The following is a 23,921-nucleotide window of genomic DNA, read 5'->3' as shown; positions in this document are numbered from 1 at the left end:
CCTTCCCGTGGTCGCTGCCGCTTGGCGGAACGCAAGAGCCCCCCGCCCTTCGGGCGTAGCGCCTTCGGCGGAAAAGCGCGTCTTCGGCGCAAAAGCGGCACGGCCGCCGGGTCACGCCAGCCGCGTCACCTCGACCGTGACCTCCAGCGCCGACGCCGCCCCGCCCGAGTAGATGCCCTTGAGCGGGGCGACGTCGGCGTAGTCACGCCCGTGCGCCAGCCAGATGTGCCGGGGACCGACCGGGATGGCGTTGGTCGGGTCGTACCCCCACCACCCGCCGGTCCACGCCTCGATCCACGCGTGGCTCTCGCCGCGCACGGTCTCGCGCACCGCCCCGTCCGGCTTGGTGTGCAGGTAGCCGGACACGTACCGCGCCGGCACGCCCATCGCCCGCAGCAGCACCAGCGTCAGGTGCGCGAAGTCCTGGCAGACGCCCTCGCGCGCCTGCCACGCGTCCACCGCCGAGCTGTGCACCCCGGTGGTCCCCGACTGGTACTTCAGCTGGTCGTGCACCCAGTGGCACGCGGCCAGCACGGCGTCGGCGGGCGCCACACCGCGCTTCAACCCCCGCGCCACCGCGGCCAGCTCCCGGTCCCGCGGCACGTACCGGGTCCAGTCCAGGAACTCGGTGTACCGGTCCACCAGGGCGTCGGCCCGCAGGTCGGCCCACGACGCCGACCGCACCGGTTCCTCCTCCGCCCCGGTCTCCACCACCGACGACGCCACGACCTTCAGCTCCACGTGCGGCGCGTGCAGGTCGAACGACGTCACCTCCGTGCCCCAGTAGTCGGTGTACCGGTAGGCCCGGGTCGCCGGGGTCGTCTCGACCCGGCTGACCACGACGTTCTGCCGCCGGTCCGCCCGGGGCGTCATCCGGGCCTCGTTGTAGGACTGCGTCACCGGCAGCTCGTACCGGTACCCGGTCGTGTGCACCACCCGCACCCGCCACGACATGCTCACACCACCTCGGCGTTCGTCCACGCGACCCACGGCGCGGTGTGGAAGTACTGCAACGACACGGCCTCGCCCACGTCCCGCACGGTCGCCTGCAACGACTTCAGCCGCCGCGGCAAGTCGTCCAGGAGGTCGTGGGGCCGCAGGAACTCCAGGTCGCTGCGCGCCCGCCCGAGCAGCCGCAACGCCTCCGCCCGCGCCCCGACCCGCACCGACGGCTGGTGGTCGAGCTGCTCCAGACAGGCTTCGGCTTGCCGCAGCGCGTGGAACACCGACCGCGGGAACAACCGGTCCAGCAGCAGGAACTGCACCACCCGCGAGGCGTCCAACGCCCCGCGGTAGGTCCGCAGGTAGGTGTCGTGCGCGCCGGCCGACCGCAGCACGGTCACCCACCCCGGCGAGGACGCCTTGTCGCCCACCCGCGCGAGCAGCAGCCGCACGATCATGTCCACCCGCTCGACGGACCGCCCGAGCACCAGGAACCGCCACCCGTCGTCCCGGCTCATGGTCGAGTCGGCCAGCCCGGCGAACATCGCCGCCCGCTCCTCCACGAACGCGAAGAAAGCGTGCGGCCCGAGTGCCCGTGCGTACGCCCGCCGCTCCTCCACGGCGTTGTACATGGCGTTGAGGCACTCCCACATCTCCGAGGACACCACTTCGCGCGCGCCCCGCGTGTTCTCCCGCGCGCTGGTCACCGAGGCGACGATGGACGCCGGGTTGTCCGACGCGTACGCGACCAGCTCGGTCAGCGACCACACGTCGAAGGAGGCGTCCCGCGGGGCGTCGATCCCGAGCACCGACAACAGCCCGCGGCTCGCGGCGTCCGGGTCGACGGTGGCGTCCTCCAGCAGTTGGTGCACGGTCACGTCGAGGATGCGCGCGGTGTCGTCGGCGCGTTCGACGTACCGGCCGATCCAGTACAGCGACTCGGCGTTGCGGGCCAGCATCACGCATCCCTCCCCGACTGTTGTTGCTGCTGCTGTTGCTGCTGTTGGGCCGTGGTCAGCTCGGGACCCTGTTCGGCGGCGGGCGAGTCCACGGCGGTCCGCTCCACCAGGCCCGGCTCGGCCAGCTCGCGGTCCACGGTGGACGAGCGCGGGGCGAGCACCCAGGTGTCCTTGGACCCGCCGCCCTGCGAGGAGTTCACGACCAGGCTGCCCTCGGGCAGCGCGACGCGGGTCAACCCGCCGGGCAGGACGAAGATGAAGTTGCCGTCGTTGACCGCGAACGGCCGCAGGTCCACGTGCCGGGGCACCAGCCGGTCGCCCACCTTCGTCGGCACGGTCGACAGCTGCACCACCGGCTGCGCGATCCACCCGCGCGGGTTCTCCCGGATCCGCCGCTTCAACGACGCCAGCTCGCGCGCGGTGGCCTGCGGGCCGAACACGATCCCGTACCCGCCGGACCCCTCGACCGGTTTCACCACCAGCTCGTCGAGGTGGTTGAACACGTGCGCGCGTTCCTCGGGCAGCCAGCAGCGGAACGTGTCCACGTTGGGCAGCAGCGGCTTCTCGCCCAGGTAGTACTGCACGATCTCGGGCAGGTAGGTGTAGACGAGCTTGTCGTCGGCCACGCCGTTGCCCACCGCGTTGGCGATCACGACGTTGCCGGCGCGGGCGGCGTTGATCAGGCCGGCCACGCCCAGCACGGAGTCGGGCCGGAAGTGGACGGGGTCCAGGAAGTCGTCGTCGATGCGCCGGTAGATCACGTCCACCTGCCGCTCGCCCTCGGTGGTGCGCAGGTAGACGACGTTGTCGCGGCAGAACAGGTCCCGGCCCTCGACCAGTTCCACGCCCATCTGGCGGGCCAGCAGCGAGTGCTCGAAGTACGCCGAGTTGGCCACGCCCGGCGTCAGCACCACGACGTTCGGGTCGGCGACGTTGGGCGCGGCGGCGTTGCGCAGGGACCGCAGCAGGTGCACGGCGTAGTCGCCGACCGACCGGACGCGGTGGCGGCCGAACAGGTCCGGGAAGACCCGCGCCATCGTGCGCCGGTTCTCCATCACGTAGGACACGCCGGACGGGCAGCGGAGGTTGTCCTCCAGCACGCGGAACACCCCGGCCTCGTCGCGCACCAGGTCCACGCCGGCGACGTGGATGCGCACCCCGTTGGGCGGGTTCACGCGGGCGGCCTCGCGGTGGAAGTGCTCGCACGAGGTGATCAGCCGGCGCGGCAGCACGCCGTCGCGCACGATCTGGGCGTCGCCGTAGATGTCGGCCAGGAACATCTCCAGCGCCCGAACCCGCTGCACGATCCCGCGTTCCAGCTTGGACCACTCCGCCGCGGTGATCACGCGCGGGATCAGGTCCAACGGGAACGGCCGCTCCTGCCCGGACAGGGAGAACGTGATGCCCTGGTCGACGAACGCCCGGTCCAGCGCCTCGGCGCGGGCGGTCAACTCGGCCACCCGGGACGGCGCGATCGACTCGTACAGCGCGCGGTAGGCCGAGCGGACCGACGAGTCGTCACCGAACATCTCGTCGTACGCGCCGGCGTGCGGGCGGTTCGGGTCGAGGTAGCCGTCGAACAGCTCCCCGAGGCGCGCGACCGCTCGGGCAGGGGTGCGGCGCAGGCTCGACGTGCGGTTCGTGGTCATGGTCCACATCCTGACTCCGCAAACATCCGACGTCACTACCCCGAACCCGACAGAAACCCCCCGGAAACAACTTCAGGGCGATCCCCGATGCCGTCTCGTTTGGCCGGGCGGACCCTGGAGGCATGGCTACGAGGCTGATGAAAGCGTTCGACGCGGCGTTCGGCCACCCGCGCGGCAAGGTGGGCGAGCTGGGCGGCCGGCTGATGGCGAAGCTCAACGCGGGGGTCGAGGCCCACGTGGTCGACCTCGCGCGGCCGGCGGCCAACGAGACGGTGCTGGTCGTGGGGCCGGGTCCCGGTGTGGGGCTGCGGCTGGCGGCGGAACGGTCGTTCCAGGCGATCGGCGTGGACCCGTCGCGGGTCATGCTGGACGAGGCGCGCGAGCGGTGCGCGGACCTGGTCGCGTCCGGCCGGGTCGAGCTGCGCGAGGGCACCGCGGCGCGCACCGGGCAGGAGCCGTCGTCGGTGGACGTCGTGGTGTCGGTGAACAACATCCAGCTGTGGGACAACCGGCCGGCGGCGTTCCACGAGCTGTTCCGGGTGCTCAAGCCCGGTGGGCGGCTGGTGGTCTCGGTGCACCGGATGACGCTGGACGTGTCGGAGATGGAACTGGTCCGCGAGGCTGAGACGGCGGGCTTCACCGGCGTGACCACGTCGCTGTACCAGCACGGCGGGGTGGTCCCGCCCGCGGTGCAGCTAGTCGCGGAGGTCCCGGCGTAGCGGGTGGTCGGCGGGGACCTCCACCAGCACGATCCGCAGCCCGTCGGGGTCGGCGATCCACACCTCGTCCAGCCCCCAGGGCTCCCGACGGGCCTCGCGGATCACGTGCTCGGCGAGTTCCTCGGACGCTTTGCGCAGGTCACGCACCTGGAGCCACAGCTCGACAGCGCCGGTCGGCCCGTCCGCGGACCGACCGGACACCTCCAGGAACCCGCCGCCGAGGAAGAACACCGTGCCGCCGGGGAACTCCCGGTACACGGCGAGCCCCAACACGTCCCGGTAGAACGCCCGCGCCCTCTCGGGTTCCCGCGACCGCACCAACACCCGACTACCCAGCACCTCCATGCGTGCCACCCGATCACGCCACCGCGATCGCCGCCACCCCGGCGACCACGATCACCGCACCGGTCAGCCGCCGAACGGGGTTGGGCTCACCCAGCACGAGCCACGCCAACACGCTGCCGATGACGATGCTCAACTCCCGCGCGGGCGCCACGAGGCTCACGGGCGCGATCTTCATGGCGAACAGCACCAGCACATAGGCCGCCGGAGACAACACGGCGACCACACACACCTCACGCCAGTACTTGCGCGCCAGCTCCTTCACCTGCGGACGGGTCAGCGCATAAGGCGCGAGCAACACACTCTCGGTCACTGAGGACCCCGCCATCAGCGCCACAGGCGCGATCGCCGCCGCCGTCACCGCGTGCGCGTCCCACAAGGTGTACCCGGCGATCATCGCGCCCGTGGCCACCCCGTACACGGCCCCCACCACCCGACTGCCCCGCCCAGACCCACCAGACCCGATCACCAACACACCCACCACAACCGCCGCCGCCCCGACCAGTCCCAGCAGATGGGGACGCTCCCCGAACACCACCACAGCGGCCACAACCGTCAACAGCGGCCCGGTGCCGCGCGCCAGCGGGTAGACCACGGACAGGTCACCGGTCGCGTACCCGCGTTGCAACAGCAGGAAGTACCCCAGGTGCAACACACCGCTACCAACCAGCGGCACCACCCAGTCCCAGCTCGGCGTGTCCGTCAACAGCACCACCGGCACCAGCAACACAGCCGACACCGTGGCGTTCAGCCACACGAACAACGCACCACCGTCACGAACACGCTTGGCCGCGAGGTTCCACCCGGCATGGGCAAACGCGGCAACAACGACGAGCAGGACAGCCAGGGATGACATCGCCGGAACCCTCCTGGCGCCGCGCACGCGGCAACCGGGTTCCTCCAGGCTTTTGTCCCGTCAGATGACCGGCACGTCCCCATCAGCACCGGCGGTGCCGCTCGGACCGGTCCCGTCGCCCTGGTTGTGGGTCAGTGGTCGGACAACGGCGGAACCCTAGGCACTGTCACCACCCACCCTAGGCGTTTCACCCGCCGCCACGCAGTGATCGACGGCACGATGTCGGTCGTGGACTTAGCCTTGGCGGCACCCGGTTCCCGCGCCGTGATCGTGCACTCGCTACCCCACGCCAAACGCCTGGGCCGGGCGCTGGTGGAGCGCTGCGGCCTGGAACACGAGCCCACCTACATCACCGATCCCCGCGCTTTGGCGGCGGTGGCCGAGGACGTAACCAGCGGCCTGTTCGTCTACGCCCCGGAAACCGCCGAGTACGTCGACGCGCTGGCCGAGGTGCTGGACGGGAACCGGCGGACGGTGTCGGTGGTGGTCCTGGAAGGGCCGGGCAGTCGTGGCCTGAGGCTGTTCGCGAGGGTGGTTGGTCCGCCCAACACCGCTGTCCTGTGCCGATCCCAGATCGCCGAGCACCTGTTGCGGAACCTGCCCACCAGCCCGACCGCGCGGGTGCCCACCCTGCGTGAGCTGGCGGCGGAGGCCGGTTGCCGCTTCCAGACCACCGGCGACGCGAGCACTGTGGCGCTGGCGTCGTCGGGCTTCATCCGCAGCCGACTGGAGGAGTCGTTCGACGTGGGCGCTCCGGTGGTGGGCCTGGACTGGTACCACGGCGACGCCGGCGTCGAACTGGCGGTCGCGGCCGGCACCGTGCGCAACCTGCGCTACCCGACCTCGGCGTCAACCTGGGAACTCGACGAACCGAGCCCTCCGGTCGCGCTCGCCACCGTCGCCCGCTCGGGTCCCACCGCTGGTGTCGAGGTCGTGCTCGAAAACGGCGCGGCCTACCTCGTCGCACGAGACGGCACCGCCGTCGAAGCCCACGCGGGGGTCGACCACGACCAGCGCCTCCACCTGTCGTTCACCGGATCTTCCACGCGCGCCGTCGCGTCCGGCCTCCGCGACCCGGTGATCGCGGACGAGCAGGGGAGGTTGTGGCACCACCGGCGTGAACTGGGCAGACACCCGGGACGGGTGATGGCGCTGGCGGCGTCCGGCAGTCGGGTCGTGTCCGCCGGCACGCACTCCAGCATCGTCCTGTGGGACCTCGACCTCAGGCGCGAGGTGCGGCGCTGGAACGGCCACCGGTCGGTGGCGACCGCGCTGTCCTGGATGACCCTGCCCGACGGCCGCGAGTTCGTCGTGTCGGCCAGCGAGGTCGGCAGCGTGCGGGTGTGGGACCCGGAGACCGGCGAGGGCGTGCGTGCCTTCAACACCGGTGGCGCCGTGCGCGCGCTGACCGTGTTCCCCGGCGTGGACGGCGCTCCGCGCGTGGCCACCGGCGGCGGCGACGGGTTCGTGCGCGTCTGGGACCCCGGCTTCGCGCAGTCCACCCGCCTCGGACCGGTGGTGACGCGGGGCTTCGGCGACCACGTGTCGCCGGTGGACCTGCTCGACCGCGCCGGACTGGTCAACGCGATCGCGGCGGCGTTGGAGCCGGACCTGGGCGACGAGCCGGGACCGACCGTCCTCACCGTCGAGGGACCGTGGGGCTCGGGGAAGAGCACCCTGCTGGACTTCGTGCGCCAACGCCTGACCACCGGGCCGCGTCCGACGGCCCCCGGGCCTCGGCGGCTGCGGGTGTTCGCGGCGGACCGCCTGCTGCGCCGACCGCTGTCGGCTGCTCCCGACCGGCCCTTGCCGCCGGTCCGGGCGTCGCTGGTGGCGACGTTCAACCCGTGGCGGCACCAGTCGAGCGAGCAGGTGTGGGCGGGGTTGGCGCAGGCGGTCACGCGGGCCGCCGAGGACGCCCTGTTCCCCGACCGGGACGGCCGCGAGCGGTACTGGTTCACGCGCAACGCCGGCCGAATCGACCGCCGCTTGACTCAACGGGAGCTGTGGCGGCGCATCCGGTCGCCGTTCCTGGCGGTGGGCGTGCTGGGGTTGGCGCTGTCGGTCGTGGCACAGCTCGGGAAACTGCCGATCCCCGGGTTCTGGCACGTCGCCGCACCCGCTGTGCCGTTCGCGATCGGTGTGCTGCACACGGCGAAGCGCTACCTGTGGGACCGGGCGTCGGCGTTCCTGCCGGGCGAGCTGTTCGCGGGACCGGTGCGCAGCGGCGCGTTCGCGTCCGGCGGCGGCGACCCGACGGTGCGCGACCCGTACTACAACGCGCGCTCTGGGTACCTGTACCTGGTGCAGCACGACGTGACCGAGTTGTTGACCGACGTGGCCCGGCGCGGGTACCAGGTGGTGGTGTTCGTCGACGACCTCGACCGGTGCACGCCCAAGACGACCGCCGAGGTGTTCGAGGCGATCAACGTCTTCCTGTCCAACACCCTGCCGCGCACCCGGTTCGTGCTCGGCGTGGACCCGACCGTGGTGGCCGCGCACGTCGACCGGGCCTACCAGGACCTGGCCGACGCCTCCGTGGTCTCCCACCCGGACGACCCGAGCCCCGGCTGGACGTTCCTGCGCAAACTCATCCAACTGCCCGTTCGCCTGCCGAGGATCGACCACCTGGACCGCGTGCTGGACGCCCACCTGGGCCCGGTCCACGAAATCCGCGAACCCCCGCCGCACACCCCCGACACACCCGCACCCACACCGCCCGCGGCCACTCCACCCGCCGCCCGGGCACCCACGCCGCCCGCAGCCACACTGCCCGTCGCCGAGGCACCCACACCGCCCGCCGCCGCACCACCCGCCGCCACTCCACCTGCGGCCGACTCCCCTGCCGCCCCGGAGCCCTCCGACCCCAGGCCACCGGCCGAGCCCACCCCGCTCGAACCGAACTCGACCGGCCGGGCCGCCGTCGTCGTGGCGGTCGAGCGACACCCCGAGGTCCGCGCCTACCTGCGCCGCAGGCTCGCGGCCCAGCCCGAGCAGTCGGTCCGCGAGCAGAAGCGCCTGATCAACGTCTGGCAGTTCTACCTGCGCGTCCTGGCCCCCGTCGGCGACGAGGCGGTGCCGGTCGCCCGCACCCTGGTCGTCCTCGCCGAACTGGTCACCCGCTGGCCCGCCTACCAGCACCTCTTGCGCAAGGGCCTCCCCCGGCTCGCCGCCGCCCGCGACGACGACGTGGCCTGGGGCGCAGCCCTGGCCGCCTTGGGTTTCAAGGACGCCCGACCCGCCACGAACCTGCGCGCCCTGCTCCGCGACTGCGACGTCGACCAGGTGGTGGCGTTAGCCGACCGGCTGTTGTGACACGTCCAACGCCATCAACACGTGGTCGTCTTCACGGCCCACCTCGCGCCAGCCCTGCCGCTCGTAGAACCGCCGCGCCCGGTGGTTCTCGACGAAGACGTCCAGCTCGGCCCGCCGCACACCCATCCCCCGGAACTCCGCCACGCACCACTCGTGCAGCGCGAAGCCGACCCCGCGGCCCCAGTGCGCCGGGTCGACCTGGAGTTGCAAGAGCTTCCCGTCCGGGGTGACCAGCGCGAACCCCAGAACCTTCCCGCCGTCCTCGGCGACCTGCCAGACCCGGTCGGCGAACCGGCCGAGCCGGTACCCCTTGGCGCGGACGCCCGCCTCCCACTCGGCGAGTTCCGCCTCGGGCACGTGGCCCTCGTAGTAGCTGCGGCGGGCGCGGAAGTGGACCTCGGCGACGGCCGCCATGTCGTTCTGGTCCGGCGTGCGGACGATCAACCCCATACCCGACAGGACGTTCCGCGCTCGCGAAGGTTCAGTGGACGACCCTGATGTCGTGCTTGGGCACCTCGGGCGCGAGGAACTCCAGCAGCGCCGCGCCCTCCCGCTCCACCTCGTCCACAGTGGACAGTCGGTGGAACGGTCGCAGCTCCAGCGTCGCGACCTCCTTGGTGCGCTCGACCCGCCAGTCGCCCGCCGTGACGCCGTCGACCAGGAAGAACTGCGGCACCGGGCCGTGCGGGTCGTAGTCGCGCGCCTTGACGTCCGGGGTGACGACCCGGCGGCGGTCCGCGTGGGACAGCAGCAGGTTGTCGAAGTCGTACAGGTAGCGGACGGGTGCGGGTGTGTCCTCGGCGGGGCGGGGCGCGTCGGGCAGGTCGAACAACTCCTGGCCGTCCTCGTCACGCAGGCGGACCAGCGGCAGCCGCTCGACCACCTCGCGCAGCCTGGTCAGGCCGGACCACGTCTGGACGTCCTTCACCGTCGCCGGGCCGAACGCGGCGAGGTAGCGCAGCACCATGTCCTCGATCGAGGGCCGGTCGGTGACGCTCTCGCCCAGCCACACCTCGACGCTGGTGTGCGCGATCGGACCGCTGCGGCCCCACAGCCCGCGCGGCGGGACCTGCACCAGCGGCACCTGGCAGCGGATCGCGTAGGCCAGCGCCGACGGCGAGCGGTCGGGCCACTGCTCGTGCAGCAGGGCGCCGAGTTCCTTGTTGGTGCGGGGTTTCTCGGCGAGCAGGGCGCGGCCGGCGGCGACCACGGCGTCCACGTCGAGACCGCGCATGTCCGGGCCGTGGGTGTAGTTGCGGAACAGGTCGCGGTCCAGGACGGGCTGGACCAGCGGGCGCAGCGCGAGAGCGTCGGGCGCGGTGACCAGGTGGATCGTGGACCGCATCACGGCGATGCGGACCAGCGTGCGGTCCACGAGCAGGTCGGCGGCGTCCTCGGGGCGGAAGCCCGCGATCCGCGACCACAGGCCGGTGTACCAGGTGTGCGGCGTCTGGGCCTGGAGCCCGACGAGGTGGGCCACGACCTCGGGCACCGGCCGTGCGGTGCGTTCCAGCAGGAACTGGCGGGCCAGGGTGGCGCGGTTGACGGCTCGACGGCTCAGGACCTCGGTCACACGTCCACGGTAGAGGGCATTGAGGACAGTTCCGGTCCTCTTGGTGGAACGACTTGGCGCGACTCGGCGAAAAGTGATATCACTTTGCTAAGCAAGCGATAGACCTGGAGGGGTGGAGATGGAAACGTCGACCGAGGTGAGCGTCCGGATGCCGGCACCCGCCGTGCGGGAGCGCGAGGCGTCCGAGGTCTCGGGGTGGACCATGCTGCTGGTGGCGGTGGCCTTGACGCTGGCCGGCGCGGCCGTGGTGGTGCTGGGCTTCCTGCCCGCGGACGGCCCGAACGCGCCGGTGATCGTGACCGGCTTCCTGCTGACCGGCGCGGGACTGGTGATCGGCAGCGGCCTGTTCACCGTCGCGCCCGGCGAGGCCCGGGTGCTCCAGTTCCTCGGCCGCTACACCGGCACCGTGCGGCGGGACGGCCTGCGCTGGGTCAACCCGTTCACCACGAAGGTCCGGGTGTCCACCCGCATCCGCAACCACGAGACCGCGACCCTGAAGGTCAACGACGCCGACGGCAACCCGATCGAGATCGCCGCGGTCGTCGTGTGGCAGGTCGACGACACCGCGCGGGCCAAGTTCGAGGTGGACGACTTCGTGCGGTTCGTCGGCATCCAGACCGAGACAGCGGTGCGGCACATCGCCACCAGCTACCCGTACGACAGCCACGAGGACGAAGGCCTGTCGCTGCGCGAGAACGCCGACGAGATCACCGAGACCCTGTCCATCGAGATCGCGGCCCGCGTGCAGGCGGCGGGGGTGAAGGTGATCGAGTCGCGGCTGACGCACCTGGCCTACGCTCCGGAGATCGCGCAGGCGATGTTGCAGCGCCAGCAGGCGGGCGCGGTCGTCGCGGCGCGGCAGCGGATCGTGGAGGGCGCGGTCGGCATGGTCGAGCTGGCACTGGCCCGGCTCGCCGAGCAGGACGTGGTGGAGCTGGACGAGGAGCGCAAGGCGGCGATGGTGTCGAACCTGCTGGTGGTGCTGTGCGGTGACCGCTCGACCCAACCCGTCGTGAACGCCGGTTCGCTGTACCACTGACGTGGCCGAGCGCAAGAGCGTCCTGCTCCGCCTGGACCCGGCCGTCCACGACGCGCTGACCAGGTGGGCCAACGACGAGCTGCGCAGCACCAACGCGCAGATCGAGTTCCTCCTCCGCCGAGCCCTGGCGGAGGCGGGCCGATCCCCTTCGGGCGCGGCGGCCCAACCCAAACGCGGCAGGCCACGCAAACCCGCCAACGACCCCCCACCCGACTCACCACCAAACCTCCCACCCGATCCGCCGCCCGACCCGGCGCCAGATCCGCCGCCCGACCAAGAGCCGAACTAACCAGTCCCAGCCATGACCAGGCCCAGCCGTGCCTCACCACACGAGCCACGGCTGGACCTTCGGCTCCCTCCACCGCACCCCGCCCCCGGTGATCAACTCGCGGGCCGGGGTGCGCAGTGCAACCGTTGTGGGGGTGAGCGAGCTGAACACCCCGTACGCGCCGGGCACACCCGCGTGGGTGGACATGATGACCACCGACCGCGTGGCCACAATGGACTTCTACGGAGGCCTGTTCGGCTGGGACTTCGAGATCGGCGGCCCGGAGACCGGCTACTACACGATGGCGCTGGTGCGCGGGAAGCCGGTGGCGGGCTTCGGCGAGATGCCCCGGGACGTGATGTTCCCCGTGGTCTGGACGACCTACCTCGCCACCGACGACCTGGAGGAGTCGATCGACCTGATCGGCGCCAACGGCGGCAAGGTCCTGGTGCCGGAGTTCGACACCGGCGGACCGGGCCGGGGAGCCGTAGCCGTGGACCCGAGCGGTGCCGCCTTCGGGTTGTGGGAGGCGGGCACGCACATCGGCGCGTACGTCGTGAACGAGCCCAACACGGTGATCTGGAACGAGCTGGCGACGCGCGACGCGTTCAGCGCGGCCGAGTTCTACCAGGCGGTCTTCGGCCTGACCCTCGACCCGCTGCCGGACTTCCCCTACACGCAGATCAAGGCCGACGGCCGGGTCGTGGGCGGGATCTTCGGGATGGCGGCCGACATCCCCGCGGAGATCCCTCCGCACTGGATGACCTACTTCGCGGTGACCGACCTGGAGGCGGCGGTCGAGCGGGCGAGCGACCTGGGCGGCATCCCGGTGGGCGGGGTCGCTGAGTCCCGGTTCGGCCGGTTCACCACGGTCGGCGACCCGATGGGCGCGACGTTCAAGCTCATCCAACCGCCGCCTTCCACCCCAAGCTGACCACCAGCGCCACCACCACGGTCAGGAACACCCGCCGCACGAACACCGACCCGCGCCGCACCGCGAGCCGAGCCCCGAACACGGCCCCGGCGACGTTGCACACGGCCAACACCAGCCCGAGCCCCCACAGCACCTTGCCCGCCGGGATGAAGTACAGCAGCGCCCCCAGGTTGGTGGCGACGTTCACGATCTTCGCCGTCGCCGACGCCCTCAGAAACGCAAACCCCACGACTCCCACCAGCAGGAACACGAGAAACGCCCCGGTACCCGGCCCGGCAAGCCCGTCGTAGAACCCGATCACGCCACCCCCGAGCGCCATCACACCGATCTGCGCGACCCGCTTGAACCGAGGCGTCTCGCTTACGCCCAACTCCGGCTTGCGCCACGTGTAAAGCCCCACCCCGACCAACGCGACCAGCACCACGGTGTTCAACACCCCAGGCGCCAACGCCCCGGCAAACGCGGCACCACCCACAGCACCACCGAACGCCGCCAACGCCATCGGCAACGCCGACCACCAGTCAATGGTCGTCTGCCGCGCATACGTGCTGACCGCCGACGCGGTACCCACCACAGCCGCGATCTTGTTGGTCGCCAACGCGTACAAGGGCTGCCCGCCAGGCGCGATGAGCAGCAACGCGGGCAACTGGATCAACCCGCCACCCCCCACCACGGCGTCCACCGCACCGGCCAGAGCAGCCGCCAGGCAGAGGAACAACAACGCGGCAAGGCTGATCTCCCCGAACCCCGGCCAGTCGAGTGCGCTCATCACCCGATCAGCTTAACCGGACACGCGTACTGCTTTCGCCGCCGCCACCCACCGCCGTGGCCGCCACCACAGCCGGCCGCCCTGGTTGGGAGCACTCCGACCCACCCTGTTAACCTGGTCAGCCGTACCGCGCGGCATTCCGCTGTGGAGGAAAACCGCCCTCGGCGAGGGCGGAGCCGACGACAAGCGCGATACGACTCCGAACTCGAAGGAAAAGGTGGCTTTCGCGTGGCGAACATCAAGTCCCAGATGAAGCGGATCAAGACGAACGAGAAGGCGCGCCTGCGCAACAAGGCCGTCAAGTCGTCCCTCAAGACCGCCATCCGCAAGTTCCGTGAGGCCGCCGAGGCCGGCGACAAGGACAAGGCCATCGCCTTGGCCCGCGAGGCCTCCCGCAAGCTCGACAAGGCCGTCACCAAGGGCGTGATCCACGCCAACCAGGCCGCCAACAAGAAGTCGGCCCTGGCGAAGCGCGCCAACCAGATCTGATCAACCAGATCTGACGGCCCAGCAGGCCCCACCAGGCCCGCACACGGCACTCCCGAAGCGCCGCTCCCACCACGGGGGCGGCGCTTCGCTATACCCACGACACCACAGGTTCAACGCACCGCCACCGGACAACCAGCGCCACCGGACAACCAGCGCCACCGGACAGCCGGTGCCAGCCGGAAGCCAACGCCAGCCGGAGGCCAACGGCGACCGAAGCCAGCGCCAGCGGAAGGCCAACGGCGGCCGAAAGCCAGCGGCGGCCGTGGACCAGCGGCGAAGGCCAGCGGCGTGGGTCAGCAACGGCCCAATGGGTCAGCGGCGGCCCGGTGGATCAGCGCGGCCGGTGGGTCAGCGGCGGCCGTGGGCGGCGACGATCTTCAGCACCGCCCGTTCCAGCGCATAACCCGAGTCCGCCGCCACGCCCTTCACCTCGGCGTTCAGGTCCGCCACCACCGACATCGCGGCGGCCAGCCCGTCACCGTCCCAGCCCCGCGCCTGCCCCTGCGCCTTCTTCACCTTCCACGGCGGCATGCCCAGCTCACCCGCCAGCTTGAACGGGTCACCCCGCCCCACCGCCGACACCCGCGCGATGGTCCGCACCGCGTCCGCCAGCGCGTCGGCGACCAGCACGTGCGGCACGCCGAGGTGGATCGCCCACCGCAACGCCTCCAGCGCCCCCGCCCGGTCGCCCATGACCGCCTTCTCCGCCACCGCGAACCCGGTCACCTCCGCACGACCCCGGTGGTAGCGGTGGACGGCCTCGGCGTCGATCTTGCCGCCGGTGTCCGCGACGAGCTGCGACGCCGCCGCCGCCAGCTCACGCAGGTCCGACCCGACCGCCTCGATGAGCGCCCCGACCGCCTCCGGGTCGGCCTTGCCGCCCGCCGACCTGATCTCGTTGCGGACGAACGCCTCCCGGTCGGCCGCCTTGGTGATCTTGGGGCACTCGATCACCTCGGCTCCGGCCTTGCGCAAAGCCGTAGGTAGTTCCTTGGCGACTTTGCTGCGCCCGCCGCCGGTGTGGACGACGACCAGCGTCACGCCGTCCGCCGGCGACTTCACGTAGGCCAAAACCGCGTCCGCGATCTCCTTGCCGACGTCTTGCGCGCCCTCCAGCGCGATCACGCGCCCCTCCGCGAACAGCGACGGGCTCACCAGTTCCGCCAGCTCAGGAGGGGTGAGGTCGGTCACCTTCACGCGGGTCAGGTCGGCCTGCGGGTCGGCTTTGCGTGCGGCGGTCAGCGCGCTGCGGACAGCACGCTCCACCAGCAACTCCTCCTCGCCGACCACCAGTTGCACGGGGGCGGGAGTGACTGCGGACGCGCTCACGGACCCGATCCTCCCACGCCGCCGTCACCGTCCGGATGGTGGACGGATCTGGCTAGGGGTCGGGATGGTGCCGTAAGTTGAGGGCACAACTGAATACCGCTCATCCAGAGGGGCAGAGGGATCGGCCCGAAGAAGCCCCGGCAACCCGTCGTTGCAGTGCTGCGCACTGCCGACCACGGTGCCAATTCCGACCCGCCAAGCGGGAAAGATGAGGAGAAACCTCGCGATGACTGCTGTCAGTGTGCCCTCGACCGCCACCTCCTTCGACCTCGGCCCCGCTCGTGCCCTGTCGTGTCGCGAGTGCGGCCACGAGACCCCGCTCGCCCCGGAATACGCCTGTCTCGAGTGTTTCGGGCCGCTGGAAGTCGCCTACGACTTCGGCCGCGTCCGCCGCGAGGACATCGAGGCGGGCCCCCGGTCGATCTGGCGCTACCGCGGCCTGCTCCCCGTCCCGTCGGACGTCGAGTCGCACCCCAACACCAACCCCGGCCACACCCGCCTGGTCGAGGCCGACAACCTCGCCAAGGCCCTGGGCGTCCGGAAGGTCTGGGTCAAGGACGACACCGGCAACCCCACCCACTCGTTCAAGGACCGCGTCGTCGGCGTCGCCCTGGCGGCGGCCCGCGAGCTGGGCTTCAAGGTCCTCGCCTGCCCCTCCACCGGCAACCTCGCGAACGCCGTCGCCGCCGCCGCGGCCCGCGCCGGCTGGCAGTCGGTCGTGCTGGTCCCTTCCTCCCTCGAACGGGCCAAGATCCTCATGACCGCCGTCTACGACGGCAACCTGATCACCGTCGACGGCAACTACGACGACGTGAACCGCCTCGCGCAGGAACTCGCCGCCGAGCACGAGGACTGGGCGTTCGTCAACGTCAACGTCCGCCCCTACTACGCCGAGGGCTCGAAGACCCTCGGCTACGAGGTGGCCGAGCAGCTCGGCTGGCGCCTGCCCGACCAGGTCGTCGTCCCGATCGCCTCCGGTTCCCAGCTCACCAAGGTCGACAAGGCCTTCCGCGAACTCGGCGAACTCGACCTGGTCGAGGCCACCCCGTACAAGGTGTTCGGCGCCCAGGCCACCGGCTGCTCCCCCGTGTCCGCCGCGTTCAAGGCCGGCCACGACGTGGTCACCCCCGTCCGCCCGGACACCATCGCCCGCTCGCTGGCGATCGGCGCCCCCGCCGACGGCCCGTACGTGCTCGACGCGGTCCGCCGCACGGGCGGCGCCATCGAGGACGTCACCGACGAAGAGGTCATCGAGGGCATCCGCCTGCTGGCCCGCACCGAGGGCATCTTCGCGGAGACCGCCGGCGGCGTGACCGTGGCGACCGCGAAGAAGCTCATCGAGTCCGGGCAGCTCGACCCCGACGCCGAGACCGTGCTGCTGATCACCGGCGACGGCCTCAAGACCCTCGACGCCCTCGGCGACCGCGTGGGCCCCCGCGCGAACGTCCCGCCGTCGGCCGAAGCCGTCATCAACGCCCTCAAGGACTGAGCCACCGAGGACACCGAGGCTCACGGGGTTCGTTCCACGGGACCGTGCCAGGCTTGCGCGCCCGCCTCCGGCCGAAAGGCCTTGGCGCGCAAGCCGGGCGCGGTCCCGCTGCCGTCACAAGGTGAGGCGGGACGTGCGCAGCCAGCCGCTGCGCGGGAACGAGGACAGTTCCGGCATCGTGTGCGGCCCCACCTCTTCGAGGTCCGCACGCCACGCGGTGAGCAACTGCGGCCACGGTGCCGCCGACTTGTGCCCGTTGTAGCGGTTGGCCCGCCAGTTCTCGGGCAGGATCGTCAGCTCGTCGTCGAACAGGGCGTCCGCGATGGTCCGGTAGGCGTCCTCGGGCGACTCCACCTCCGTGGTCGGGACCATCCTGGTGACCCTCGCCTTGGCGACAATGGCACGCCCGTCCTTCCCGACGTCGTCGCAGATGTAGAAGACGAAGTCCGGTCCCAACTCGTCGCGCGGCCAGGGATGGGCGATGTAGCCGGGCTGCCACAGCGCCCACCCCACCTCGCGCGGCGACCACCCGGTGTGCAGGCGGATCCAGCTGTCGTTGTCCTTGTTCATGGTTCTTCCCTTCAGTCGTCGTCGATCGGGTCACCCCGGCGGGCGACCCTCGGCCCGTCCGGGCCGGGAAGGACGGCGGTGTCGCCGTCCCGGTCGGTGCGCAGGACCAGCGCGCCCTGGCGTGCGAGCGCGTCGACCAGCACGCCGCTGGGATGGCCGTAGCGGTTGCCCGCGCCGACGCTGACCAGCGCGAGCTTCGGCCGCACCGCCGCGAGGAACGCGGGCGACGAGTACCGCGACCCGTGGTGCGGCACCTTCAGCACGTCGGCCCTCAGGTCGACCGGCGCGTCGAGCAGCCCGGCCTGCCCGGCCAGTTCGACGTCCCCGGTGAGCAGCACCCGCCCGGCCGGGGTCGACGCGCGCAGCACCAGCGATGCGTCGTTGACCGCCGTGTTCTCGTCGCCCCTCGGGACCACGCGCGGCCCGAGCACGTCCAGCTCCAGCCCCGGCCAGCTCAGCCGCTGGCCGACACCCAGCTCCACCACGCGGACACCCGCCGCCCGCGCCTGTTCCCGCACCTCCTCCCAAGCCCATTCCGGATCGCGCGACGGACCCACCGCCACCGCGCCCACACCCCGCTCGGCCAACACCGCCGCCAACCCACCGATGTGGTCGGCGTGCAGGTGGCTGAGCACCACCAAGGACACTTGCCGCACCCCGAGCCGCCGCAGGCACGCCAACACAGGCACCGGGTCGGGCCCGGTGTCGACCAGCACTACCCGGCCCCGCTCGGCCGTGGCCAGGACGACCGCGTCGCCCTGCCCCACGTCGCACGCGACCACCGCCCAGCCGGGCACCGGCCACCGCGGGGCGAACACCCCGACCGGGGCCAGCACCACGACCAGCCCGACCGCGACGGCCACGAGCAGCACCCGCACCCGACGCAGCCGCAGCAGCACGGCGACCACCACCACCGCACCGGCCAACGCCGCGCCACCGGCCCAGCCCTGCGGCCACGCGACCGCCGACCCGGGCACCGCCGCCGCGTGCCGACCGACCGCCACCATCCAGCTCACCGCCGGCCCGGACAGCTCCACCACCAGCCGCGCCGCGCCCTCGTGGACCTGGGCGAGCCCGGCGGCCACCACCCCGAGCACCGTCACCGGCGCGACGACCGGCGCCACCAGCAGGTTCGCGGGCACGGCCACCAGGCTCACCTCGCCCGCGAACCCGGCGATCAGCGGAGCCGTGGCGAGGTGCGCCGCCGCCGGCACCGCCAACGCCTCGGCCAGCCCGGCCGGCACGCCCCGGTCCCGCAGCCGGCCGGCCCACGACGGCGCCAGCAGGACCAGCGCCGCCGTGGCGACGACCGACAGGCCGAACCCGACGTCGACCGCCAGCCCCGGATCGTGGAGCACGAGCAGCACCACGGACGCGGCGAGCGCGGGCAGCGCCGACCGCTCCCGCCCCAGCACGAGGGCGAGCAGCGCCACCGCGCCCATCACCGCCGCCCGCAGCACGCTCGGCTCCGGACCGGCGAGCACGACGAACCCGACCAACGCGACCATCGCCCCGGCCGCACACCCGCGTGGCCCGACGGGCAGCAGCCGCAGCAGCAACAGCACCGCGCCGCACAGGATCGCCAGGTTCGCCCCGCTGACCGCCAGCAGGTGCGCCAGCCCGGCCGTGCGGAACTCCTCCACCACCCTGGGCGACAGCCGCGAGGTGTCACCGACGACCAGGGCGGGCAGCAGCCCCGCCGGTTCCGGGTCCAGCGCACCGCCGGCGTCCCGCAGACCCGACCGCAGCGCCTCCGCCGCGCGCTGCCACACCGGTGCGGGTGTGACCTCGCGGGGCGGACCGCGGACCCGCAGCAGGGCGACGGTCGGCTCGCCGGGCCGAGCCGGTGCCAACGAACCACGCGCCAGCACGCTCTGCCCGGGCAGGAGCGTCCGCCACGTCGCCGCCGGCGCCAGCACGACCAACCGGCCGCCGTCCTCCAGCGTCGCCTGGGCTCGGACCAGGTCGACGCCACCCTGCCGCGAACCGAACCCGCTGGAGCGCAGTCCGTGCGGCCGGTCGGCCAGCTCGAACCGGAGGGTGGTGGGCCCTCCGCGCTCGGCCGCCGCCCGGAGCGGGTGGTGGGCAGACGCGTGCAGCTGGACACCGATCCAGCACGCCGCCACCGGCCCGGCCACGGCGAGGGCCACCGCCGCCGGGCGCGCGTTCCGAAGAACCGGACGAGCGGTCGCGCCGGCCGTGAGCCGGAGGGCCAGGCCACCGATCACGCCGGCCGCGAGACCGATGACCACAGCCCACCACCAGGCCCACAGCAGACCCGCCAGGGCCGCGCCCCACACGGCCAGTGCCGCGGGAACCAGGTGGGCGCGAGGGCTCACGGCCCGCCGCGCCGCTCAGGACCGTGATGGACGCCCTTGGAGCGGTGGTCGGTCCGTCGATCGCCGCTGCGGTCGACGGTGTGGAGCACGGGCATGGCTGCCTCCTCGTGTTCGAAGGTCGGGAAGGGGTGGTTCCTGCGTGGAAAGGGGTCGTGCGCGGGGGTGGGGTCGCCAGACGGACGTAGGTGGTCAGAGGCGGACGAGGTCTCCGAGCTTGGCGAGCTTTGCGTCGCCGATGCCCTCTATCTCGCCTAGTTGATCGATGGACGTGAAGGGGCCGCGTTTCAGGCGTCGTTCGACGATGCGTTGCGCTGTCACGGGTCCCACACCGGGCAGTTGGTCCAGTTGCTCCTTCGTCGCGGTGTTGAGGTTGACGGGTTCGGCGGTGGTGTCGGGGTGCTGGGGTGGGACGCCCACGGCGATCTGCTCTCCGTCGGCGACCTTGCGGGCGAGGTTGAGGCCGTGGAGGTCGGTGCCGGGGTGCGCACCGCCCGCCGCCAGGACGGCATCGGCCACCCGCGCCCCGCTGGGGACGGTGACGAGGCCGGGCCGGGGCACTGCGCCCACCACGTTGACCACGACCTCTTCGGGCAGGCGCGTGACCTCCGCCGCGGCCATCGGCAGCGGTGGCGGGATCTCCGGCTCCGGTCGCTCCCACCACAGGCTGAGCGCGATCGCCAGGAGCACGCCCAGCACCAGGCCGACGAAGATCATCCGGCGACGTGGCAGCGAGTCCACGGACAGCCTGCGCAGGAGTGCCCGCAGGCCTCCCCGCTGATCGACGCCCGAAGAGGAGGTGAAGACGACCAGAGGCTCCTCGCGAGCCCGGTGTCTGCCCTGAGACTTGGCGATCAGGGCTTGGAGTCGTGCGGCTGGGGTTTCGGATCGGTTCTCGAACATGTGGTCGACGCTAGGCCGAGTGGCGCAAGGCCCGCGACCACCGAATCCGGATCTGTGGACAACTCAGGGCCTGTGGATAACTCGGCTACTCGTACCCGCCGGGCAGCACCACAACACCCAGCACACCCGGTCCGGTGTGTGCCCCGATCACGGCGCCGACTTCGGAAATCAGGCACCCCGTCGACCCCGGCACGCGCTCGTCCAGCCGCGTCGCCAGCTCGGCAGCCCGCTCGGGCGCGGCCAGGTGGTGCACGGCCAGACCCACCGGTCCGGTGCCGGCCGCAGCCGCCGCCAAGTCGACCAACCGCCCGATCGCCCTGCTTGTGGTCCGCACCTTCTCCAGCGGCACGATCCGTCCGTCGTCCACGTGCAGCAGGGGCTTGACAGCGAGCGCCGTGCCCACCAGCGCCGCCGCAGCGCCGATCCGGCCACCCCGCCGCAGGTGGTCCAGCGTCTCGACGCAGAAGAACATCTTCATCCGCTCGGCCGCTCGGGCAGCAGCCTCCTCGGCGCACACGGCGTCGTCACCGGCGGAACACGCGGCGAGCACCGCGAACCCCAGGCCCATGCCCGTCGCCCGCGAATCGACCACCCGGATGCGCGCCGGATCGACCTCCTCGGCCGCCAGCCGCGCCGCCTCCCACGTCCCCGACAGCTCACGGGACAGGTGCACCGACACGATCCCGTCCGCGCCCTGGTCCAGCGCCGACCGGTACACGTCCGCCAGCTCGCCGGGCGTCGGCCGGGACGTGGTCACCCGCCGGTGCTCCCCCAGCGCCGCCGCCAGCTCTTCCGGGCCGAAGTCCACACCGTCCAGCACGCTGCGCCCGTCCACCGCCACGTGCAGCGGGACGACGCGGATGCCGTGCCGCTCCGCGAACCCTTCCGGCAGGTACGCCGTGGAGTCGGTGACGATCGTGATGGACACGAGTGCCGAGACTACGGCTCCGCCACGTCCGAGTGGCTGACCGCCACGGACCTGATGAGGTCGGCCATAGCCGCGCCGACCAGCGCGTGACCCTCCCAACCCCAGTGCATACCGTCTGGGTTGCCGCGCCGTGACCGGACGTGATCGGAGACCAGCGCCGGCACGTCCAGCAGCGGCACTCCGGCGCCCTCAGCCCACGACCGCACCGCGCGCTCCGCGGCGGGACGCCCGCTGTGGACGTTCGCGTACGCCGGGGACCGGTGCACCGACGGCGTCATCCCGACAGGCTTGATGTGCGGCTGCAACGCGTGCACCGAGCGCACGCACGAGTCCAGGTAGTGCACGGTGAGGTGTGGCGGCAACGCCACCGGATACCCGCCCAGCAGACGCGACAAGTGGGGTTGCAGCGCCCGGTAAGTCGACCGCGCGCGACGGCGGAGCCCATCAGGGCGCAGGTAGCGCAGTCCCTGCCGCAAGAAGGTCGGCAGGGGCGACGGCAGCGTGTCCATGTGTCCTACAGCGAGCACAAGGACGTCTGTTCGCGGCAACAACGACCACACACGCGGATCACCGGTCAACGCCCACCAGGCGTCCCGCGCCGTCCACCCGAACCCGGCGACCAGCTCCGCATGCCCACCCAGGGCTTCAGCGGCCACGTTCGGCCACAACCGCGGGTGATCCGCGGGCAGCGGTCCCTGAGGACCGTGGAACGTCAGCGAGTCGCCGAGGACGAGCAGTCTCACCGGGTGGTTCCGGCGTTGTACGACGACAGGCGCCACGACCCGTCACCGTGCGGGCGCCGGGTGAACACGGTCCAGTGGCAGTTGCCGATGCCGCCGAGCAGGCCCCACCGGTCCACCGGCAGGTCCAGCAGCCGGCCGGTCAACGCGCTGATCAGCCCGCCGTGCGCGCACAGCAGCACGGTGCCGCTGAACTCCGCGTCGACCTCCGCCACGACCTCAAGCGCCCGTTCGGCGACCTCCACGCGGGTCTCGCCGTCGGGCGGAGCGATGGTCCCGTCCGCCCGCCAGGCCTCCAGCACGCCCGGCCACTCGACGTCGATCTCCTCCGTGGTCAGGCCCTGCCACTTGCCGAGGTTCGTCTCCCTCAGCCGCTCGTCGACCCGCAGGCCGATGCCAGTGGCGGTGGTGAACACGGTGGCCGTGTCCCGCGCCCGCCGCAGGTCGGAGGCCACCACCAGCTCGGGCGCGAACCCGGCGAGCACCGGCACCGCGAACCGCGCCTGGTTCCACCCGGTCTCGGTCAACGCCGAGTCCAGGTGGCCCTGCATGCGACCGGTCGCGTTGTAGTCGGTCTCACCGTGCCGCCACAGCACGAGCCGGTTGAGGGTCATGCCTCGGCGACCTCGTCGGTCACGGCGTTCGGCCCGGCGTCGAACTCGATGCGCGGGCAGTCCTTCCACAGCCGCTCAAGGCCGTAGAAGCTGCGCTCCTCCACGTGCTGGACGTGCACGACGACGTCCACGAAGTCCAGCAGGACCCAGCGGCCTTCGCGCGCGCCCTCGCGGCGGACCGGCTTGCGGCCCGCTTCGCGCAGCTTCTCCTCGATGTTGTCCACGATCGCGCCGACCTGCCGCTCGTTGGGAGCGGACGCGATCACGAACGCGTCCGTGATCACGAGCTGGTCGGACACGTCGAGCACGATCACGTCGTGCGCCTTCTTGTCGGCTGCCGCGTTAGCGGCGACCAGCGCCAACCGTCGTGCCTCGTCGGTGGCTGCCACGTCTCTCCTCATCACCCTCGGCGGGTGCCGATACACCCGCACGAGTCAATGAGGGTACCGGCGTCCGGCGTCAGTCAAGCACCGAGTAAAGCCGGCGCTTGTTCACGTACTGCACGACACCGTCCGGCACGAGGTACCAGATGGGCAGTCCGGTGGCGTTGCGGGCACGCACGTCGGTGGAGGAGATGGCCATCGCGGGCACCTCGACGAGGGACACCGCACCGGGTGGCAGGTGGGTGTCGTGGAGCTCATAGCCCGGCCGGGTGACGCCGATGAAGTGGGCCAGGTCGAACACGTGGTCCGCGTTCCGCCACGACAGGATCTGTTCCAGCGCGTCGGCGCCGGTGATGAAGAACAGCTCCGCGTCCGGGTAGGCCGCCTTGAGGTCGGTGAGCGTGTCCACCGTGTACGTGGGCCCACCTCGGTCGATGTCGACCCGGCTGACCGAGAACCGCGGGTTGGAGGCGGTCGCGATGACCGTCATCAGGTAGCGGTCCTCGGCGGGGCTGACCTCGCGTTCGCTCTTCTGCCACGGCTGCCCGGTGGGCACGAACACGACCTCGTCGAGGTCGAAGCGGGCCTGGACCTCGCTGGCGGCCACGAGGTGGCCGTGGTGCACCGGGTCGAAGGTGCCACCCATGACGCCGATGCGGCGGTTGGACATGGGATGTGAGCGTAGTTCGCGCGGTGGGGGGGGGGGCGGGGGGGGCCCCCCCGCCCCCCCCCCCCCCCCCCCGCCCCCCCCCCGGGGGGGGGGCGGGCGCGGGGG

At 72.0% G+C, this 23,921-nt stretch carries 23 protein-coding genes, 1 pseudogene and 1 riboswitch; of the genes and pseudogenes, 7 read left to right on the top strand and 17 right to left on the bottom strand.

Translation table 11 applies throughout. The features are described 5' to 3' along the window. Positions 1 to 111 precede the first annotated feature (111 nt). The 3 genes from WBN91_RS31600 to WBN91_RS31590 are packed head-to-tail and all read right to left on the bottom strand — an operon-like array spanning position 112 to position 3,550. Positions 112 to 954, bottom strand: coding sequence for a transglutaminase family protein (locus WBN91_RS31600; RefSeq protein WP_337723622.1), 843 nt, complete (start codon positions 952 to 954; stop codon positions 112 to 114). A 2-nt stretch (positions 955 to 956) separates the two neighbouring features. Next, positions 957 to 1,901: an alpha-E domain-containing protein gene (locus WBN91_RS31595; RefSeq protein WP_337723616.1), complete on the bottom strand. Its 945-nt coding sequence runs from the start codon at positions 1,899 to 1,901 to the stop codon at positions 957 to 959. Next, positions 1,901 to 3,550 (bottom strand): circularly permuted type 2 ATP-grasp protein, encoded by a 1,650-nt coding sequence (locus WBN91_RS31590; RefSeq protein WP_337723615.1) that lies wholly within the window; start codon positions 3,548 to 3,550, stop codon positions 1,901 to 1,903. The genes WBN91_RS31595 and WBN91_RS31590 overlap by 1 nt, the downstream gene beginning before the upstream one ends. 122 nt (positions 3,551 to 3,672) lie before the next feature. Here WBN91_RS31590 and WBN91_RS31585 point away from each other — a divergent pair, with 122 nt between their 5' ends. Then, positions 3,673 to 4,269, top strand: coding sequence for a class I SAM-dependent methyltransferase (locus WBN91_RS31585; RefSeq protein WP_337723614.1), 597 nt, complete (start codon positions 3,673 to 3,675; stop codon positions 4,267 to 4,269). Here WBN91_RS31585 and WBN91_RS31580 read toward each other — a convergent pair. After that, positions 4,246 to 4,614: a VOC family protein gene (locus WBN91_RS31580; protein ID WP_337723621.1), complete on the bottom strand. Its 369-nt coding sequence runs from the start codon at positions 4,612 to 4,614 to the stop codon at positions 4,246 to 4,248. The genes WBN91_RS31585 and WBN91_RS31580 overlap by 24 nt on opposite strands. Before the next feature lie 13 nt (positions 4,615 to 4,627). Further along, positions 4,628 to 5,467 (bottom strand): EamA family transporter, encoded by an 840-nt coding sequence (locus tag WBN91_RS31575; RefSeq protein ID WP_337723613.1) that lies wholly within the window; start codon positions 5,465 to 5,467, stop codon positions 4,628 to 4,630. A 228-nt stretch (positions 5,468 to 5,695) separates the two neighbouring features. Between WBN91_RS31575 and WBN91_RS31570 the strand changes: the two genes are divergently transcribed. Then, positions 5,696 to 8,782 (top strand): P-loop NTPase fold protein, encoded by a 3,087-nt coding sequence (locus WBN91_RS31570; protein ID WP_337723612.1) that lies wholly within the window; start codon positions 5,696 to 5,698, stop codon positions 8,780 to 8,782. Here the strand turns inward: WBN91_RS31570 and WBN91_RS31565 are convergent. Both WBN91_RS31565 and WBN91_RS31560 read right to left on the bottom strand, forming a co-directional pair. Further along, a complete protein-coding gene (locus WBN91_RS31565; protein ID WP_337723611.1) occupies positions 8,762 to 9,232 on the bottom strand; it encodes a GNAT family N-acetyltransferase in 471 nt (156 codons plus the stop codon). The genes WBN91_RS31570 and WBN91_RS31565 overlap by 21 nt on opposite strands. 31 nt (positions 9,233 to 9,263) lie before the next feature. Further along, on the bottom strand, positions 9,264 to 10,355 hold the full coding sequence (locus tag WBN91_RS31560) for a winged helix DNA-binding domain-containing protein (protein WP_337723610.1): 1,092 nt from the start codon (positions 10,353 to 10,355) through the stop codon (positions 9,264 to 9,266). A 118-nt stretch (positions 10,356 to 10,473) separates the two neighbouring features. Between WBN91_RS31560 and WBN91_RS31555 the strand changes: the two genes are divergently transcribed. The 3 genes and pseudogenes from WBN91_RS31555 to WBN91_RS31545 all read left to right on the top strand — a co-directional run bounded on the left by WBN91_RS31555 (position 10,474) and on the right by WBN91_RS31545 (position 12,596). Further along, on the top strand, positions 10,474 to 11,394 hold the full coding sequence (locus tag WBN91_RS31555) for an SPFH domain-containing protein (protein ID WP_337723609.1): 921 nt from the start codon (positions 10,474 to 10,476) through the stop codon (positions 11,392 to 11,394). A 1-nt stretch (position 11,395) separates the two neighbouring features. Then, a pseudogene (locus tag WBN91_RS31550) lies at positions 11,396 to 11,596 on the top strand (hypothetical protein); the annotation flags it as partial. 220 nt (positions 11,597 to 11,816) lie between these two features. Continuing rightward, positions 11,817 to 12,596 carry a VOC family protein gene (locus WBN91_RS31545; protein ID WP_337723608.1) on the top strand — a complete coding sequence of 260 codons (780 nt, stop codon included), beginning with the start codon at positions 11,817 to 11,819 and terminating at the stop codon, positions 12,594 to 12,596. Here WBN91_RS31545 and WBN91_RS31540 read toward each other — a convergent pair. Beyond that, the gene (locus WBN91_RS31540; protein WP_337723607.1) at positions 12,565 to 13,365 is read right to left on the bottom strand and encodes a TSUP family transporter; all 801 of its coding nucleotides are present in this window, start codon (positions 13,363 to 13,365) and stop codon (positions 12,565 to 12,567) included. The two genes, WBN91_RS31545 and WBN91_RS31540, sit on opposite strands and share 32 nt — an antisense overlap. A gap of 228 nt (positions 13,366 to 13,593) precedes the next feature. Between WBN91_RS31540 and rpsT the strand changes: the two genes are divergently transcribed. Beyond that, positions 13,594 to 13,854 carry a 30S ribosomal protein S20 gene (gene rpsT / locus WBN91_RS31535; RefSeq protein ID WP_121222256.1) on the top strand — a complete coding sequence of 87 codons (261 nt, stop codon included), beginning with the start codon at positions 13,594 to 13,596 and terminating at the stop codon, positions 13,852 to 13,854. Between the two features lie 348 nt (positions 13,855 to 14,202). On the opposite strand, the gene holA is transcribed toward rpsT, so the two are convergent. Next, positions 14,203 to 15,183 carry a DNA polymerase III subunit delta gene (gene holA / locus WBN91_RS31530; protein ID WP_337723606.1) on the bottom strand — a complete coding sequence of 327 codons (981 nt, stop codon included), beginning with the start codon at positions 15,181 to 15,183 and terminating at the stop codon, positions 14,203 to 14,205. Positions 15,184 to 15,280: 97 nt separating this feature from the next. Beyond that, positions 15,281 to 15,398: riboswitch (SAM riboswitch) on the top strand. Positions 15,399 to 15,409: 11 nt separating this feature from the next. On the opposite strand from holA, the gene thrC reads away from it, so the two are divergent. Then, complete coding sequence (gene thrC, locus WBN91_RS31525) at positions 15,410 to 16,672, top strand: threonine synthase (RefSeq protein ID WP_337723605.1); 1,263 nt, start codon at positions 15,410 to 15,412, stop codon at positions 16,670 to 16,672. A gap of 114 nt (positions 16,673 to 16,786) precedes the next feature. Here the strand turns inward: thrC and WBN91_RS31520 are convergent, their stop codons facing one another. From WBN91_RS31520 to nadD, 8 genes are all read right to left on the bottom strand, one after another. After that, positions 16,787 to 17,242 carry a hypothetical protein gene (locus WBN91_RS31520; RefSeq protein ID WP_337723604.1) on the bottom strand — a complete coding sequence of 152 codons (456 nt, stop codon included), beginning with the start codon at positions 17,240 to 17,242 and terminating at the stop codon, positions 16,787 to 16,789. Positions 17,243 to 17,253: 11 nt separating this feature from the next. After that, a complete protein-coding gene (locus WBN91_RS31515; RefSeq protein WP_337723603.1) occupies positions 17,254 to 19,581 on the bottom strand; it encodes a DNA internalization-related competence protein ComEC/Rec2 in 2,328 nt (775 codons plus the stop codon). A 189-nt stretch (positions 19,582 to 19,770) separates the two neighbouring features. Beyond that, a complete protein-coding gene (locus WBN91_RS31510; protein WP_337723602.1) occupies positions 19,771 to 20,481 on the bottom strand; it encodes a ComEA family DNA-binding protein in 711 nt (236 codons plus the stop codon). Between the two features lie 85 nt (positions 20,482 to 20,566). Further along, positions 20,567 to 21,409, bottom strand: a complete 843-nt coding sequence (locus tag WBN91_RS31505; protein ID WP_337723601.1) for a DegV family protein — start codon at positions 21,407 to 21,409, stop codon at positions 20,567 to 20,569. 11 nt (positions 21,410 to 21,420) lie between these two features. Then, on the bottom strand, positions 21,421 to 22,152 hold the full coding sequence (octT, locus tag WBN91_RS31500) for a diglucosylglycerate octanoyltransferase (protein WP_337723600.1): 732 nt from the start codon (positions 22,150 to 22,152) through the stop codon (positions 21,421 to 21,423). After that, the gene (locus WBN91_RS31495) at positions 22,149 to 22,763 is read right to left on the bottom strand and encodes a histidine phosphatase family protein (protein WP_337723599.1); all 615 of its coding nucleotides are present in this window, start codon (positions 22,761 to 22,763) and stop codon (positions 22,149 to 22,151) included. Before WBN91_RS31495 ends, octT begins: the two co-directional genes overlap by 4 nt. Next, the gene (gene rsfS, locus WBN91_RS31490; RefSeq protein WP_121222264.1) at positions 22,760 to 23,152 is read right to left on the bottom strand and encodes a ribosome silencing factor; all 393 of its coding nucleotides are present in this window, start codon (positions 23,150 to 23,152) and stop codon (positions 22,760 to 22,762) included. The genes WBN91_RS31495 and rsfS overlap by 4 nt, the downstream gene beginning before the upstream one ends. Positions 23,153 to 23,222: 70 nt before the next feature. Beyond that, positions 23,223 to 23,816 carry a nicotinate-nucleotide adenylyltransferase gene (nadD, locus tag WBN91_RS31485; protein ID WP_337723598.1) on the bottom strand — a complete coding sequence of 198 codons (594 nt, stop codon included), beginning with the start codon at positions 23,814 to 23,816 and terminating at the stop codon, positions 23,223 to 23,225. Positions 23,817 to 23,921 lie beyond the last annotated feature (105 nt).

The organism is Saccharothrix sp. CCNWYY140 (assembly GCF_037401995.1).
In the GTDB taxonomy this organism is placed as follows: Bacteria; Actinomycetota; Actinomycetes; order Mycobacteriales; family Pseudonocardiaceae; genus Actinosynnema.
The sequence above is the reverse complement of the archived record's forward strand: the minus strand, read 5'-3'. Positions and strand labels throughout refer to the sequence as shown.